Source organism: Corynebacterium afermentans subsp. afermentans, from assembly GCF_030408355.1.
Lineage (GTDB): Bacteria > Actinomycetota > Actinomycetes > Mycobacteriales > Mycobacteriaceae > Corynebacterium > Corynebacterium afermentans.
In genome coordinates, this window is sequence record NZ_CP046606.1 from 184,667 (window position 1) to 200,059 (window position 15,393).

General features: G+C 67.0%; 16 protein-coding genes. 2 read left to right on the forward strand and 14 right to left on the reverse strand.

What is annotated here, in order from left to right; genetic code table 11:
• Nucleotides 1–10: 10 nt before the first annotated feature.
• The 6 genes from CAFEA_RS00740 to CAFEA_RS00765 all read right to left on the reverse strand — a co-directional run bounded on the left by CAFEA_RS00740 (nucleotide 11) and on the right by CAFEA_RS00765 (nucleotide 7,174).
• Nucleotides 11–724 carry a type 1 glutamine amidotransferase gene (locus CAFEA_RS00740; protein ID WP_063938736.1) on the reverse strand — a complete coding sequence of 238 codons (714 nt, stop codon included), beginning with the start codon at nucleotides 722–724 and terminating at the stop codon, nucleotides 11–13.
• Nucleotides 717–2,015, reverse strand: coding sequence for a MurT ligase domain-containing protein (locus tag CAFEA_RS00745; RefSeq protein WP_063938737.1), 1,299 nt, complete (start codon nucleotides 2,013–2,015; stop codon nucleotides 717–719). The genes CAFEA_RS00740 and CAFEA_RS00745 overlap by 8 nt, the downstream gene beginning before the upstream one ends.
• 10 nt (nucleotides 2,016–2,025) lie before the next feature.
• The gene (locus CAFEA_RS00750) at nucleotides 2,026–3,018 is read right to left on the reverse strand and encodes a DNA polymerase III subunit epsilon (RefSeq protein WP_063938738.1); all 993 of its coding nucleotides are present in this window, start codon (nucleotides 3,016–3,018) and stop codon (nucleotides 2,026–2,028) included.
• A gap of 14 nt (nucleotides 3,019–3,032) precedes the next feature.
• Nucleotides 3,033–4,274: a hypothetical protein gene (locus CAFEA_RS00755; RefSeq protein ID WP_172796739.1), complete on the reverse strand. Its 1,242-nt coding sequence runs from the start codon at nucleotides 4,272–4,274 to the stop codon at nucleotides 3,033–3,035.
• A 56-nt stretch (nucleotides 4,275–4,330) separates the two neighbouring features.
• Complete coding sequence (leuA, locus tag CAFEA_RS00760; RefSeq protein ID WP_063938740.1) at nucleotides 4,331–6,142, reverse strand: 2-isopropylmalate synthase; 1,812 nt, start codon at nucleotides 6,140–6,142, stop codon at nucleotides 4,331–4,333.
• Nucleotides 6,143–6,322: 180 nt separating this feature from the next.
• On the reverse strand, nucleotides 6,323–7,174 hold the full coding sequence (locus tag CAFEA_RS00765) for a DMT family transporter (protein ID WP_034996911.1): 852 nt from the start codon (nucleotides 7,172–7,174) through the stop codon (nucleotides 6,323–6,325).
• Between the two features lie 90 nt (nucleotides 7,175–7,264).
• Here CAFEA_RS00765 and CAFEA_RS00770 point away from each other — a divergent pair, with 90 nt between their 5' ends.
• Together CAFEA_RS00770 and CAFEA_RS00775 are read left to right on the forward strand one after the other, a co-directional pair.
• Nucleotides 7,265–8,530, forward strand: coding sequence for an aspartate kinase (locus CAFEA_RS00770; RefSeq protein WP_063938741.1), 1,266 nt, complete (start codon nucleotides 7,265–7,267; stop codon nucleotides 8,528–8,530).
• Between the two features lie 12 nt (nucleotides 8,531–8,542).
• Nucleotides 8,543–9,568 carry an aspartate-semialdehyde dehydrogenase gene (locus CAFEA_RS00775; RefSeq protein ID WP_063938742.1) on the forward strand — a complete coding sequence of 342 codons (1,026 nt, stop codon included), beginning with the start codon at nucleotides 8,543–8,545 and terminating at the stop codon, nucleotides 9,566–9,568.
• Between the two features lie 109 nt (nucleotides 9,569–9,677).
• On the opposite strand, the gene CAFEA_RS00780 is transcribed toward CAFEA_RS00775, so the two are convergent.
• Genes CAFEA_RS00780 through CAFEA_RS00815 form a run of 8 tightly spaced genes read right to left on the reverse strand, consistent with a single transcriptional unit; the run spans nucleotide 9,678 to nucleotide 15,393 of the window.
• Entirely contained in the window at nucleotides 9,678–11,189 is a 1,512-nt protein-coding gene (locus tag CAFEA_RS00780; RefSeq protein ID WP_063938743.1) for a YkvI family membrane protein, read from the reverse strand.
• Nucleotides 11,190–11,214: 25 nt separating this feature from the next.
• Nucleotides 11,215–11,763, reverse strand: coding sequence for a YdhK family protein (locus CAFEA_RS00785; RefSeq protein ID WP_082855742.1), 549 nt, complete (start codon nucleotides 11,761–11,763; stop codon nucleotides 11,215–11,217).
• Nucleotides 11,764–11,787: 24 nt separating this feature from the next.
• Nucleotides 11,788–12,327, reverse strand: coding sequence for an RNA polymerase sigma factor (locus CAFEA_RS00790; protein WP_063938744.1), 540 nt, complete (start codon nucleotides 12,325–12,327; stop codon nucleotides 11,788–11,790).
• Nucleotides 12,328–12,339: 12 nt separating this feature from the next.
• Nucleotides 12,340–12,675, reverse strand: coding sequence for a Na+/H+ antiporter subunit G (locus tag CAFEA_RS00795; RefSeq protein ID WP_063938745.1), 336 nt, complete (start codon nucleotides 12,673–12,675; stop codon nucleotides 12,340–12,342).
• Nucleotides 12,676–12,677: 2 nt separating this feature from the next.
• Nucleotides 12,678–12,944 carry a cation:proton antiporter gene (locus CAFEA_RS00800; protein ID WP_063938746.1) on the reverse strand — a complete coding sequence of 89 codons (267 nt, stop codon included), beginning with the start codon at nucleotides 12,942–12,944 and terminating at the stop codon, nucleotides 12,678–12,680.
• A gap of 3 nt (nucleotides 12,945–12,947) precedes the next feature.
• A complete protein-coding gene (locus tag CAFEA_RS00805) occupies nucleotides 12,948–13,385 on the reverse strand; it encodes a monovalent cation/H+ antiporter subunit E (protein WP_063938747.1) in 438 nt (145 codons plus the stop codon).
• Nucleotides 13,385–14,932: a monovalent cation/H+ antiporter subunit D family protein gene (locus tag CAFEA_RS00810; RefSeq protein ID WP_063938748.1), complete on the reverse strand. Its 1,548-nt coding sequence runs from the start codon at nucleotides 14,930–14,932 to the stop codon at nucleotides 13,385–13,387. The genes CAFEA_RS00805 and CAFEA_RS00810 overlap by 1 nt, the downstream gene beginning before the upstream one ends.
• Nucleotides 14,932–15,393, reverse strand: coding sequence for a cation:proton antiporter subunit C (locus CAFEA_RS00815; protein ID WP_034996923.1), 462 nt, complete (start codon nucleotides 15,391–15,393; stop codon nucleotides 14,932–14,934). Before CAFEA_RS00815 ends, CAFEA_RS00810 begins: the two co-directional genes overlap by 1 nt.

Consider the following 15,393-nt stretch of genomic DNA (forward strand, 5'->3'; position numbering starts at 1 on the left):
GCAACGCGAATTAACGCAGGCGCTCCTCGCGCAGCTTGGTCACCGCGTCGAGCTCAAGCGGCTGTAGCTCCGCGAGCGGGATGTCCAACGCGCGGGCGATGAGCAGGTCCGCCAGCTGCGGGTTTCGGGCCAGCGCCGGGCCATGCATGTAGGTGGCTATCACGCTGCCTTGCACCACACCGTCGACCTTCGCGTCGCCGTTGCCGACGCCGCGGGTCACGCGCCCCAACGCAGACGCGTCCGGGCCGAGCACGGTTGCGCCCATGTGGTTTTCGAAGCCGGTCAACGGCTCGGAAAGCTCGGCGGTGACACCGGCGCGGGTGGGCTCGGAGGCGAGTTCGCCGGTGGCGCGGCGGGAAAGCGGGGTGGTGGTGACGTCGAGAAGCCCGACGCCCTCGGCCTCCTCGCCGTGCGCGCGGAACGTGTGGCCGAGCACCTGCAGGCCCGCGCACACCGCGAAGATTGGCCGGCCGTCGGCGGCCGCGGACTGCAGACCCGGGGAGGCGCTCAGACGCGCCGCGGCGAGTAGTTGGGCGGAGTCTTCGCCGCCGCCGAGGGTGTAGAGGTCGTAGGAGGGCGGGATGTCGTCGTGAAGCAAAATGCGCTCGATGGACGCCTCGATGCCGCGGCGGCGCGCACGCTCGCGCAGGACAAGGGCGTTGCCGTCGTCGCCGTAGGTGCCCAACACGTCGGGCAGGACGAGGCCGATGGTGAGTTTAGGCACGGTAGTCCTCCTCCTTGGTCAGCGCGCGGCGCAGGTTGAGCAGCGCGGTGTAGTTGGCCAGCACCTCGACGCGCCCGGGCGGGCAGGCGCGGATGGCGGCGATCGCGTCGTGGACGACGTCGTGGTCGATGCCGCCGTAGGTGAGGCGTACGGCGAGGTCGGTGGCGCGCTCGCCGGCGGCGACGACGTGGGTGTCACCGAAGTCCTCAAACTTGACGTCCCAGAGCCAGGAGACGTCTTCGCCGTCGCCTTGTTGCGCGTTGACGGCGATGACCACCCCGTCGGCGTCGCGGTCGACCATGGACAGCGCCTCCTGCCAGCCGGCGGGGTTTTTGGCCAGCAGGAGGTGGACGTCGCGCTCGCCGAGGTGGACGGTGGTGTAGCGGCCGGCGACGTTGTCCACCTCAGCGGCGGCGTGTACGGCGGCATCGAGGGGGACGCCGAACGCTTCGACGGCGGCGGCGATGGCTTGGGCGGCGTTGCCTCGGTTGGCGCGGCCGGGGAGTTTGAGCTCAAGCTTTGCGACGCCCTCCGGTCCCACCAACGTTTCCCCCTCGACCGCGTACTTGGGGGTGGGGCGGCGGAATTCGCGGCCGTCGGGCAGAGGGTCGACGGCGTACCAGTCGCTTTCGCCCGTGGCGTTGTCGTCGTGCGTGACGGAGGAGCGCACGACGTGGCCGCCGGAGCGGGGGTTGGTCACGGAGTCGCCGGTCCAGCCGGCGCCGGCGGAAACCCAGACGACGTTCGGGTGGTCGTAGGCGATGGAGGTGATCAAAACGTCGTCGCAGTTGGCGACGACGGTGGCCTCCGGGTGGGCCATGACGGCTGCGCGCAGGGCGCGTTCGATGGAGTTGATCTCGCCGACCCGGTCGAGCTGGTCACGGGTGAGGTTGAGCAGTACGAACGCTGCCGGCTGCAAACGTTCGGCCACCTTGGGCACGTGCAGCTCGTCGCATTCGAGGACGATGGCGTCGGCGTCTTTGCCGGCGAGCAGGGCGGAGATGATGCCGGCGTCCATGTTGTCGCCGCCGTCGTTGGTGGCCACGTTGTGCTTGGTGCCGACGGCGCCGGCGAGCATGCGGGTGGTGGTGGATTTGCCGTTGGTGCCGGTGACCAGGACGGCGGGGCGGCCGCCACCGAGGGAGGCCATGATGTTCGGGTCGATCGCTGCGGCGACGAGGCCGCCGATCATGCCGCCGGCTCCGCGGCCGGTGGCGCGCGAGGCGGCCGTGGCCAGGTTGGCGGCGGTGGCGGCTACCGCGGTGCGGATGCGCGAGATGGGTCCTTGCATGCGGACAAGGCTACTCCGCGGATTCCATCTGGCCGACTAGCCGCGCGAATTCTTCCCCGGAGACGACTGGGATTTCTTTGCGGTGGGCGTGCATGGCTTTTCCGCGCAGCTCAGCGCCGCGCTCCATGGCGTCGGAGACGGCGACGGAGGTTTCGCGGGTGAGCTTTTCGCGGTAGGTCAGCCCTGCGCGCACGCCGGCGTCGATGAGGTCGTCGGGGTCGAGGGCGATGTCGTCAGAGACGACGAACTCCATGCCGCGCAGCAGCCCGCCTTTGCCGAGGCGCCCCGGGTTCGCGCCGACGGCGGGGGCTTTTTCCGCATCCACGCGTATCGACGAGCGCTGCAACCCGAATGCGTCCGGCGCCAGATCCTCGGGGTTGAGCTCGACGAGCCCGCCGGGGGCGAGCTGGAGGTGCATGGCCACCAGTTTCAGGGTTTGGCCGCGTGAGAAGTCCGCTTCGGGCTCGCCGATGCGCTCGGTGGAAGCGGTCGGCGGGGTGGACGCTACGCCGACGAGGTTGGCCACGGCGTTGATGCGGGTGTCCACCGGGATGTGGCTCTGCCGGCGGGCGGTGGCGAGCAAGTCCACGATCGCGGTTGGCTTGGGGACGTGGCCGACACGCTGGCGGCGCCTGTTGCCGCGGCCGCGGCGCGAACGGTTCGCCCGGGCCGCGGCGTTCATGGCGCGGCGCGCCTCGGAAACAATGTATCCCCAGGTGACGGGGGAGTCGTGGGTGACTACCACGCGGCCGTCGAGAAGCTTGTCCAGCGTGCGCAAGAAGCGGGAAAAGCGTGGGGCTTGGGCGAAGTCGTGCGCGGTCAGGCCGTGGGTGTGGGCGGGGCCGGGATCGGTGGCGGGGTTAACTACGGCGTGGAACTCCTCGCCCACGCGCCCGGCGACGTCGAACGTGACCGCGTCGATGGTGAGCAGGCGCCCCGTCGACGGGTGAATCCCCGTGGCCTGTGTAAACAGCGCCACGTAGGGGTAGTCGTTCTCAGTCATCGTTCCAAGGTAGCTTACGGCTCGGCTACCTCGTACAGGGGCTGATCCAGCCTGGTGTTGGAGCGCACCTTCAGCCCGCCGATGGAGTATTCGTACTGCTGTTGTTGCGGGGCAGGCGCTGGCGCAGGTGCAGGAGCGGGGGCGGGGGCTGGCGCAGGCTCGGGTGCCGGGGCTGGCGCGGGAGCGGGGGCGGGTGCCTGCTGACGCGGCGCCGGCGCGGGTGCCGGGGCAGGCGCGGGCGCACGCTGCACCGGGGCTTGCTGTGGCTGCGGGGCAGGCGCGGGCTGCTGGACCTCCACCACCGGCTCCGGGGCCTTCTCCGGCAGCGCGGTGCTGAACTGAGAGGTCGACTCCGAAGGTTCGGTGGGCTCGGTGGGCTCAGTGGTCGCCGTTGGCTCAGTTGACTCGGTAGAGCTGCTCGGCTCCGAGACCTCCGTGGTTTCCCGGTACGCCGAGGTGGAGTCGCGCTGCATGCTCGACGGTGAGCTCATCACCACGGTGCCGATGCCAGCCAGCACGAGCGCCACGACCGTCGCGGCGATCAGCGGGCCGCGGACCGTGCTCGGCTCGCGCGTGGCGTCCGTCGGGGACTCCTCGGTGTCCGCCGCCAGAGCCGCGGCTTCCGCGTCCACGGTGGCGAAGAAGTTCGTGCCCGGGTGCGCTACCTCCACCTCGCGCACGACTGGCGGAAGCGGGGAGATAGAGATGTCGTCGCCTTCGATCGGGCCTGCGATGACGGCTAGTGAGGTGCCGCCTACCACCGCGGTGGTGTAGCCGCGCGCCACCGCGATAAGCCCGCGGTCTTCTAAACGCCGCAGCGTTGGGGTCAGCGCCTCGCCGGCGGCCGGGTCCAGCTCGCCGACAATGTCGCCGTCGACGCACAGCTCGATGTCGCCGGCATCGTCGAAACCCATCGACACCAGCACCTGCGCCGGCGCCTCCACCGGCAGCTCTTCGTGCAGTTCAGCCACGTAGCGCTCGCCAGCGGGCAGCAGTGCCCAAGGCTCGCGCGGCGGGGTGTTCACTGGCAGCACCTGACCCGCTGGCGGCAGTACAACCGCACCGCCGTCGGTGGCCACCACCGGGGTCACGCCAGCCGCGGCCAGCTGGGCCAGCTCCGCGTCCTCCACCGAGCCGACGACTTCACCGTCCACCACTACGTCGAGGTCCGGGGTGAGGGTGGCCGAAGGGGCGTCGATAGGCAAACGCTCCACGGGGAGGCGACGGGTGCCCGCAGGCACCTCGTACATAGCCATCACGCAACCTCCCGCTGAAATGTGTGGTCAAGTCACGCAAGTATAGCGCGCGGGGGCTAGTTTGCGGCAGTCGAGCGGTTGACTGCCGAGACGATCGCCTCCAGCGACGCGCGTGTGGTCGACCCGGCGATACCCACACCCCACGCGGAGGTGCCGTCGACGTCTGCGTGGATGTAGCAGACCGCGTCCGCGTCGTCGCCGGCGGTGCGGGCGCGCTGCGAGTAGTCCTGCACCTCAAAGTCGATGCCGACGTGCTCCAGCGCGTTCGCGAACGCTGCGATCGGGCCGTTGCCGGTGCCCGCGACCTCACGGGACGCGCCTTCGTAGACCACCGTGGCCTCCACGCGGGTGTCCTGGCCTTCCTCCTCGGCGGCGTCGATGCGGTAGTGTGCCAGCTCCAGCGGCGAATCCAGGTCCAGGTAGGTGGTGGCGAAGACGTCCCACATGTTCTTCGAGTTGACCTCGCCGCCCTCCGAGTCGGTGATGTTTTGCACGATGGCGGAAAACTCCGGCTGCATGGCGCGCGGCATGTTGATGCCGTGGTCCGTCTTCATGATGTAGGCCACCCCGCCCTTGCCGGACTGCGAGTTCACGCGGATCACGGCCTCGTAGGTGCGGCCGACGTCCTTCGGGTCGATGGGCAGGTACGGCACCTCCCAGGTGGTTTCGCTCAGCTCTTCCCAGGTGACATCGGAGCTGGTGGCGTCCGGGCGCACGGTCTGCGCCAACGCGTCCAGCCCCTTATTAATCGCGTCTTGGTGGGAGCCGGAGAACGCGGTGAAGACCAGGTCGCCGCCGTAGGGGTGGCGCTCCGGCACGCGCAGCTGGTTGCAGTACTCGACGACTTCGCGGATGCGGGTGATGTCGGAGAAGTCGATTTGCGGGTCCACGCCCTGGGTGAGCATGTTCAACCCCAGGGTGACCAGGTCGACGTTGCCGGTGCGCTCGCCGTTGCCGAACAGGCAGCCCTCGATGCGGTCGCCGCCGGCCATATACCCCAGCTCGGCCGCGGCCACACCGGTGCCGCGGTCGTTGTGCGGGTGCAGGGAGATGATGATGGACTCGCGGTTGTTCAAGTTGCGGTGCATCCACTCGATGGAGTCGGCGTAGACGTTCGGGGTGATCATCTCCACCGTGGACGGCAGGTTGATGATCATCGGGTTCTCCGGCGTCGGCGCCATGACGTCCACGACCGCGTCGCAGACCTCTTTGGCAAAGTCCAGCTCGGTGCCGGTGAAGGACTCGGGCGAGTATTCCCAGCGCCAGTTGGTGTCGGGGTAGTCGGCGGCGATGGTCTTGATCAAGGCGGCGGCGTCGGTGGCCAGCTTCTTAATCGCGTCGCGGTCCTTGCGGAAGACCGCGCGGCGCTGCAGCTTCGAGGTGGAGTTGTAGAAGTGCACGATGACGTTCTTCGCGCCGGCGCAGGCCTCGAAGGTGCGGCGGATCAGGTGCTCGCGAGCTTGCACGAGGACCTGGATGGTCACGTCGTCGGGGATCATGTCCTTTTCAATGATCTCGCGGACGAAGTCGAAGTCCGTTTGGGAGGCGGACGGGAAGCCGACCTCGATCTCTTTGAAGCCCGTTTCCACCAGCAGGTTGAACATGCGGCGTTTGCGTTCGGGGCTCATCGGGTCGATTAGCGCTTGGTTGCCGTCGCGCAGGTCCACGGCGCACCACTGCGGCGCGCTGGTGATTTTCTTGTCGGGCCAGGTGCGGTCCGGCAGCTGGATGTCTTCGACTTCTTCGGCGAAGGTGAGGTAGCGCTCTACCGGCATCTGCGAGCCGCGCTGCTTGTTCCACGCGGGCTGGCCGTCGCCTCGCGGGCCGGAGGGGGTTTGGATCTCGCGGGGTGCGAAAAAGTCGGTCATTGGAGCTCTCCTTTGTTGGGGGTGTTCCACGGCCGGCCAACAGAAACTCCGCGACGGGGTGCCGGCCGTGTTAGCTGGCCTGATTCCCGCCGCGGCGTAGAAGGAGAAGCGCCCTGTGCGACATGTGGCACACCTTACGTCAGGCAGGTGTTGTCGCGCGGGATTTATATCCACCCGCGGTCATCGGATGGATACGCGTGTAAGCATCGCGGCGGAGACGAGCATTACGCCTATCGACGTCCCAACGGCCGCCCACCCGGCAGCCGAATCAACACGGAAAGATTCGCCGAGCAAAAACACGCCCAGGGAAAACGCGACGAGCGGCTCGATGATCTTCGACGCCGGAAGCGAGGTGGCCAGGTTGCCCGCGGCGAACGCGTATTGCTGCACGACCGTGCCGGCCGTGGCCGCCAGCAGCATGGCCCACAGCTGCCACGTGGCCAGCAGGCCGGGCACGCCGCCGTGGACGAAGCCGTCGACCGCCACTTTGGAAAACACGGCCTGGTAGCCGTACATGGCGCCGCAGGCTGAGCCGAAGATGAGGGCTTTGGAGGCCGGAGGACGTCGAGAAGCAATGGCGTAGGAGGCCGCGATGATCGCGACCGCGGTGCCCACGACAACACCCCACTCCCAGGTGGCGGGGTCGCGCTCGCCGGGCAGCGGGCGGCCGAGTACGACCACCCCGCCCACACTCGCGGTCAGCAGCACCGCCCAAAACGCCTCCGCGGTGTGCATGTGGCGCTTGTCCGCCCACGCCGAAAACAGCAACGTGAGCATCAAAGACAGCGCCAGGATCGGCTGCACCACCAGCAGGGACCCGAATGCCAGCGCCGCCGCCTGGAAGCCGTACGCCACAAACGCGATGCCCATCGACGCCCACCACGCCGGGCGCTTGATGGACTGCATGGGGGAGTCGTTGTTCTCCCCCTCCGAGGCGCCCGCGCGCATGATGCGGTGGCGCCACACGGTCCCCGCCGCCATGGTCGCGGCCGAGATCAGCGCGAACGCGACGGCGAGAAAATTGTTGTGCACGGTGAATGATATTAACTCGAGTGGCTGAAACGGCGGTTTTGGGACGCTATTCTTGAACGCTGGAATGCACCCAGATCCGCGGAGGTACGAATGGCACTGATCGTTCAGAAATACGGGGGCTCCTCCCTGGAAAGCGCGGAGCGGATCAAGGCCGTCGCCCAGCGGATCGTGGACACGCGCCGCGCCGGCAACGACGTCGTGGTGGTCTGCTCCGCCATGGGCGACACCACCGACGAACTGCTCGACCTCGCCGCCGAAGTCAACCCCACCCCGCCCGCGCGCGAAATGGACATGCTGCTCACCGCCGGCGAGCGCATCTCCAACTCGCTGGTGGCCATGGCGGTGCACGCGCTGGGGGAGAAGGTGCAGTCGTTCACCGGCTCCCAGGCCGGCGTGATCACCACCGAACGCCACGGCAACGCCCGCATCCTCGAAGTCACCCCGGGGCGTGTGCAGGAGGCAGTCGACGAAGGCAAGATCGCCATCGTCGCCGGCTTCCAGGGTGTGAACCGTGAAACCAAGGACGTGACCACACTCGGCCGCGGCGGCTCCGACACCACCGCCGTGGCCCTAGCCGCGGCGATGGGCGCCGACGAATGCGAGATCTACTCCGACGTCGACGGCGTCTACACCGCCGACCCGCGCATCGTGCCCGACGCGCGCAAGCTGGACAAGCTCTGCTTCGAGGAGATGCTCGAGCTTGCCGCATCCGGGTCCAAGATCCTGGTGTTGCGCAGCGTGGAGTACGCCCGCGCGTTCAACGTGCCCATGCGGGTGCGCTCGTCTTACAGCACAAATACCGGCACCCTGGTCGCCGGAGCATTGGAGGATATCCCCATGGAAGAAGCAGTACTTTCCGGCGTAGCCACCGACGACTCGGAGGCCAAGATCACCATCCTGGGCATCAAAGACGAGGTCGGCGAGGCCGCCAAGGTCTTCCGCGAGCTCGCCGACGGCGAAGTCAACATCGACATGGTGATCCAGAACATCTCCAACTCGCACGACAACAAGACCGACATCACCTTCACCCTGCCCAAGGCTGACGGCGCGCGCACCATGGAGAAACTGCGCGTCCTGCAGGCCACCGAGGGCTGGGAGGATTTGAGCTACGACGACCAGATCGGCAAAGTCTCCCTCGTCGGTGCCGGCATGAAGTCCCACCCGGGGGTCACCGCCGACTTCTGCGACGCGCTGCGCGACGCCGGCATCAACATCGAGATGATCACCACCTCCGAGATCCGCATCACCGCCGTGGTGCGCCAGGCGGACGTGGCTGAGGCCGCGCGCGCCATCCACACCAAGTTCGACCTCGGCGGCGACGAGCTGGCCGTGGTATACGCAGGCACCGGACGTTAGAAAGAGGTTTCAATGACCACCCTTGCAGTCGTCGGCGCCACCGGCCAGGTCGGCCGCGTGATGCGCGACATCCTCACCGAGCGCAACTTCCCAGCCGACAAGGTGCGCTTCTTCGCCTCTCCGCGTTCCGCAGGCAGCACGCTGGAGTTCCGCGGCGAGGACATCACCGTCGAGGACCTCACCCAGGTCACCGAAGAGTCCATCAACGACGTGGACATCGCCCTGTTCTCCGCCGGCGGGTCCACCTCGCGCGAGTGGGCGCCGGTGTTCGCCGCCGCGGGCGCGACCGTGGTGGACAACTCCTCGGCGTGGCGCAAGGACGACGAGGTCCCGCTGATCGTCTCCGAGGTCAACCCGGAGGCCGCGCGCGAGCTGCCCAAGGGCATCATCGCCAACCCGAACTGCACCACGATGGCGGCGATGCCGGTGCTCAAGCCGCTGCACGACGCGTTCGGCCTGACCACCCTCCGCGTCGCCTCCTACCAGGCTGTTTCCGGCTCGGGGCTCGCTGGCGTCGAGGCGCTGGCCACCCAGGTCGAGGCGCTGGGGGATCCGCGTGGGCTGGTCCGGGAGGACGTCGATAAGCCAAGCGATCTCGGGCCGTACGTGGAGCCCATCGCGTTCAACGCGCTGCCGTTTGCGGGCTCGCTTGTCGACGACGGCTCCGCCGAAACCGACGAAGAGCAGAAACTGCGCAACGAATCGCGCAAGATCCTGGGGATCCCGGAGCTGAAGGTGGCGGGCACGTGCGTGCGCGTGCCAGTGTTCACCGGCCACACGATGGTCGTGCACGCCGAGTTCGAGCAGGCCGTCACCCCGCAGCAGGCGGAGGAAACCCTGGCGGGCGCGCCGGGCGTGAAAGTGGTGGACGTGCCGACGCCGCGCGCCGCCACCGGCATCGACGAGTCTCTGGTTGGCCGCATCCGCCAGGACCAGTCCGTCGACGGCGGCCGCGGGCTCGTGCTCGTCGTCGCCGGCGACAACCTGCGCAAGGGCGCGGCGCTAAACACCATCCAGATCGCCGAGCTCCTGGTGTAGCGCGGCGGCGCTGACAAATCCCGCCGCCCGTTTGTGCCGACCAGGCACGATAAAGCCCCACTGACAGATTCCGCCGGGGAACGTCAGTGGGGCTTCGGCGTTGAAAACACTACAGCTTTGTGGAGCCGGTGCCCTTCGCGGAAACAGCGGTCGAGCCGCCGGTTTCCTCCACAGCGTCTTCCTCATCGTTGGCGTCGCCGCCCAGGCTGTTGTCCGGCCCGGCGGCCTCTTCGGCCTCCTCTGCGGCGATCATGTCGTCGACGGTGCGGTCGTTCCACGGCTCGTCGGGGTTGGCCGCGTACTCGTCGGCGGAGACGGGGTCGGTGTAGGAGACGTAGACGACGTCGGAGGGATTGTCGATGTCTTCCTCCTCGAACTCGCTCTCCTCGTCGTCGATCAGCTCCTGGGCGACTTCCTCTTCGAGGGCCTTGACGAGCTCCTCTTCGTCCACGTTGGACTTGGCGGTGAGGTACTCCAGCTCGCGCTCGTCGTTTTTGGTGAAGCGCTCGGCCGGGTCCATCTTCTTGCGGGTCAGCTCAAGCGCGCGACGGCGGCGGTCGCCTTCCTTGCGCAGCTTCGGGATGCCGCGGATCCACGCGAGCGTCATCACGACGATGAGCAGCAGGCCAAGGTAGCCCAGGATCGGGTAGACGGTGGACACGAGCTGCTGGAAGCCCACGAACGACAGCACGAATCCGATCAGGCAGGCGGAGATGAAGATGATGCGGAACTTGTCTTCGCGGCCGCGGGAGAGGCGCTTGCCCAGGGCGAAGAACATGCCCAGGCAGGTGGCGAAAATCATGCCGAAGATGACCAGGGACATGATCAGGCCCATGGTGGGGTTGATGTCCGAAATCAGGGCCAGAAGCGGCATGTCCTGGCCTTCGACGGTGTCGATCTTGACCAGCAGCGCCATGGCCAGCAGCATGAGCATGACCAGGTAGCCGATGCCGCCGAAGAGGCCGCCGAGGCCGGCTGCGCGGGTGTCTAGCTGGTTGCCGCCGATGACCAGTGCCATGGACACCACGCACATGACGTTCAGGCCGGTGTAGTTCAGTGCGGAGATCCACCAGTTGGGCAGGGAGGTGTCCACCTGCGCGGCCGCGGCGTTGAGCGCCTCCCAGTTCGGGTGGGAGTTGATCAGCGTCCAGCCGCAGCCGAAGATGACAAAGATCAGCAGAAACGGGGTGAGTGCGCCGATGGCGCCGGTGACTTTGTCCACGTCGAGCATGCCGAATCCGATGGTGGCGGCGAGCATGAGCACCGCGCCGATCCAGACGGGGATGCCGAACTGCTGGTTCAGGTTGGCGCCGGCGCCGGCGAACATGACAAACCCGATGGAGAACAGGGTGACGATGGTGGCGATGTCCAGGATCCAGCCCATCACCTTCGAGGAGATTGAGCCGAGGACTTCCATGTGCTCTTTGGCTTGGAAGAACGAGCCGAGCTGGAGAATGGTCACACCGGCGATGAGCATGAGCGCGGAGCCCAGGACTGCGCCCCAGAGGCCTTGGGTGCCGAAGGCGGAGAAGTACAGCATCGCTTCCTGGCCGGAGGCGAAGCCGGCGCCGACGACGGTGCCGATGAAGGCGAATGAAATTAAGAGTGCGTTCTTCAACATAGTGTGATCAGTCTATTCAAAGGTTCTACTTGGGCTGGATTTCGCTTTCGACGACCCACTTGTGCCGCTTCATGGTCATTTCCGGCGAATCGATGTCCACCATGTAGACCGTCTCGTCGGTAGCGGAGTCGATGGTCGCCTCCGCGCCCTGCATGCCGGACATGTGCTCGGCGGTGATCGTGGCCGTGTCGCCCGCGCCAAGCTTCTCGCTGCCAACACCGTCGAGCTCTTCCTGCACGACCCACTTGTGGTTGGTCACCGGGTCGCCGCCGTCCGTGGGGGTGTAGGACACGGCGTAGGCGGTGGTGTCGAAGGCGCCGGAGATGGTTGCGGTGGCGCCGTCCATGCCGGGCATGTGGTCGGCGGTGAGCGTGACTTCGGTGCCCACGGGGTAGGTCGGGTCGGCCGCCTCGGCGATGCCGGTCGGGGCAGGCCCGCCGTCCGCCGGGTGGTCGTGCCCACCGTGGTCAGCGTGCTCTGCGGGGGCGTCGTCGCTTTCCGACGCACACCCAGCCACCGACAGAGCCGTCACCGCCGCAAGGGTGGTCAGTGCAATTGATCGAAAGATACGCATGCCTTCAACCCTAGCTCTACCGGCCTAGTTACTCCCGGCAACCAGATCCCGTCGGGCGCGGGCCACCCGGGAGCGGATGGTGCCGACGCGCACGCCTGCGATGCGGGCTGCTTCTTCGTAGGTGTAGCCCATCACCTGCGTCAGGACTAGGGCTTCGCGGCGTTCGGGCGGCAGCTCGTCGAGAAGCGAGCGTGCGTCGATGACGTCGCCCCAGGTGTTGGGGTTGTCGGGGCTGGGGTTGGCGGCGGCGACATCTTCGTACTCGGTCGCGGATTTGCGGGGCCGGGCCATGTCGTGGCGCACGGAGTCCACCCAGGCGCGGCGCGCCAGCGACAGGATCCAGGTGCGGGCGGTGGAGCGGGCTTGGAAGCGCGGCAGGGAGCCGAGCACGCGCAGGTACGTCTCCTGTGTGAGGTCGTCGGCGTGTTGGGGTCCGGCGAGGTGGGCAAGGAGGCGCCACACGTCGTTTTGGGTGAGCCGGATGAATTCGGTGAGCGCGTGTTTGTCGCCACGGCCGGCGCGCAGTGCCAGGTCCGTGACGTACGCGTCGTCGCTAGTGCTCACAAGCTCATTACGTTAGCGGTTGCGAGGTTCGGCGAAGGTGGTTTTGTCGGAGACGGTCACGCCGTACAGGGAGCGGCCCATGATGAAGGATGCCACGGAGCCGACGATCCACACCGCGAAGATGGCCAGCACGGCGCGGATGAAGTCGTTGAGGTCGAAGCCGGTGGTGGTCCAGGAGTGGATGAGCTTGGCCACGATGAGGATGGGGAAAGCGACGACCACGAGCGGGCCGAGCAGGTTCACGCGCGTCAGGGCGTCGGGGGCGCGCAGCTGCAGGATGGTGGTGGCGACGACGCAGATGGTGGCCACGACAACCAGCACGGCGACGATGATTTCGGCGATGGTCATGTTTAGCGGCGTCCTCTCGAAATGATTCGGGCCATGGAGATCGTCGGGATCACGCCGCACACCAGGCCGGCGAGCAGCGGGATTTCGTAGGCGATGGCGGACGAGTTGAACAGCGTCCACACGAGGAAGATGGCGATCATGGCGTAGAAGATCACGTCTGCCATCACGGCGCGGGAGAGCTCATCTTTAGTTAGGATGACCCCGGCCAGGGAGATTAGCAGGCTGACCGCCATGATGATCAGGCAGATCTGCATGATTGTGGTGAACATGGGCTACACCATCCTTTCGGCCGGCGTCACGTGGTCGTCGTGGTGGTCTGGGCCGTGGTCGACGTAGGGTTCCCAGGCCACGGTTTTCGGGTCGATGGGGCTTTTGCTTAGCGACGGCCGAAGGTGCTCCTCCATATCCACCAACCCTGCGATGACCTCTTCCGGGTCGGAGCCGAACGCCGCCTGCACTAGCAGGGTGAGCGGACCGTTGTCGGTGACGGGGTGGCGCAGCCCCATGGATAAGGTGCCCGGGGTTGCGGTGATGGAGGTGGAAAACCAGAACACGTCCCAGTCGGTGTTTATGCGCAGTGGGTAGTAGATGACGATGGGGTCGAATTTCGTGGCCGGGTTGAACGCTTTGGCAACGGCGTCGAAGCCGGCCACGAAGATCTCTTTAGCAATCCAGATGGCGTATCCCACGCCGTGGAAGAAGCCTCGCATTAGTTCTCGCCTCCATTGGTTTGGGCGCCGAAGGTGTCGCCGGGTGCGGGGACGCCGATGGGGTCGTCGCCGAGTACGGCGGTGGTGTAGGCGTCAACGTCGAGCAGGTCGTCGACGGCGTTGGTGGTGATGTCCCACATGTGGCCGGCGAAGATGAACATGCACAGCGACATGACCATCAGTACTGCGGACGGCAGCATGAAGCTCACGCGGACGTTGAGCGCCTCGGGGTAGTTCTGCATCGGCCGGCCCCAGAACACGCGCTGCCACATGCGCATCATGGACAGCAGCGCGCCGAAGGACGCGATGATGATGGCGGTGATGGCCACCCAGGAGCGCCAGTCCCCGGCGGAGGCGGCTGCCAGCACGACGGTGACCTTGCCGAAGATGCCGGAAAACGGCGGGAAGCCCACGATGGAAAACGCGCCGGCGACGAACACGGCGGACGTCCACGGGTCGCGCCGGGCGATGCCGGAGAGTTTCGCCATGGTGCCGGTGCCGTAGGTTTCCTCGATCGCGCCGGAGTTCAGCACGAGTGCGGCGATGGTGATCATGTGGTGCAGGGTGTAGAGCAGGCCGGCGGCGAGGGCGTAGCGTGCGTCGTCGTTAGTAAAGGCCAGCATGATCAGGATGAACGGCATGCCGTTGACCATCTGGTAGGCCAGCACGCGGCGCATGGTGGCCTCGGCCAGGCCGGCGAAGCCGCCGATGACCATGGAGATGACCATGACCACGATGAGCAGCGTGTTCCAGCGCGGGTCCATGTCGAACATGATCACCCAGATGCGGAACAGCATGTACACGGCCACTTTGGTGTGTAGGCCGGAGAACAGGCCCATCACGGCCGCGGAGGTGGATGGGTAGGTGCGCGGCAGCCAGGTGTAGACGGGGAACACGCCGGCCTTTGCGGCGATGGCGATGACGACGATGCCGGCGGCCACCGTCGCCGGGCCGCCGCCCGCGGCCACGCCCTGCAGCGACGCCAGGTTCACGGCGCCGGTGACGGCGTAGAGGTAGCCCACGCCGAGCACCAGCATTGTCGACGCCGCCAGGTTCACCAGCACGAACATGCGCGCGGACAACAGGCGGTGGCGGGTGCCCGTCATGGCGATCAGACCGTAGGACGGCAGCAGGCACACCTCGATCATGACGAAGAAGTTGAACAGGTCGGCGGTGAGCAGCGCGCCGGAAACACCGGTGATGAGCACGAGTGACAGCGGCACGTAGAACCGGGACTGGGTTTCGCCGACGACGATGGCGAACCAGTTGGACATCAGCGCCACGATCATGGTGGTCACGATCATTACGGCGGAGAACGTGTCGGCGGCGAAGGAGATGCCCACGCCGCCCTGGTACAGGCCGATGACGTGGCCAACGGTGCCGTGGTCGCGGGTGTGGCCGTAGAGCCACACGCCGAGGGCCAAGTTGATGGCGGGGATGAGGATCGCCAGGGCGTCGCTGAGCCACTTCCAGGGGCTCAGCGCCGTGACCGCGGAGACGATCAGCGGCAGCGCCACAAATACGGGCAGGATTGCGTCTACGGCCATTAGTCGGTCACCCTCAGGCTTTCGTTGTCAACGTGGCTGATCTCGCGTGCGCGGATCTCTTCCAGCTTCTTCTGGTTCAGGCGCGCGTTGCGGCCGGCGGTGGACAGGGCCGACGGGCTCAGCCGCATCTTGGAGTAGCCGGCGTCGGTGCCGGTGGGCAGCTCCGCGGTGTCGTCGTTACGCCCCAGCGCGGAGAGCATGAGCAGGATCGTGGTGGTGGCCATCGCGATGACGATGGCGGTGAGCACGAACGCCTGGGGCAGGGGATCGCCCATGTCTTCGAAGGGCACGCGTGACGGGAATGCTTCCCCGCGCCACGCGCCGACGCCCGCGGCGAGCAGGGTGAGGTTTGAGGCGTGGCCGAACAGGGACATGCCGAAGATGACGCGCACCATGCCGCGTTGCAGGACCAGGTACACGGATCCCGCGACCAGGACTGCGATGGTAAGTGCCATGACCAT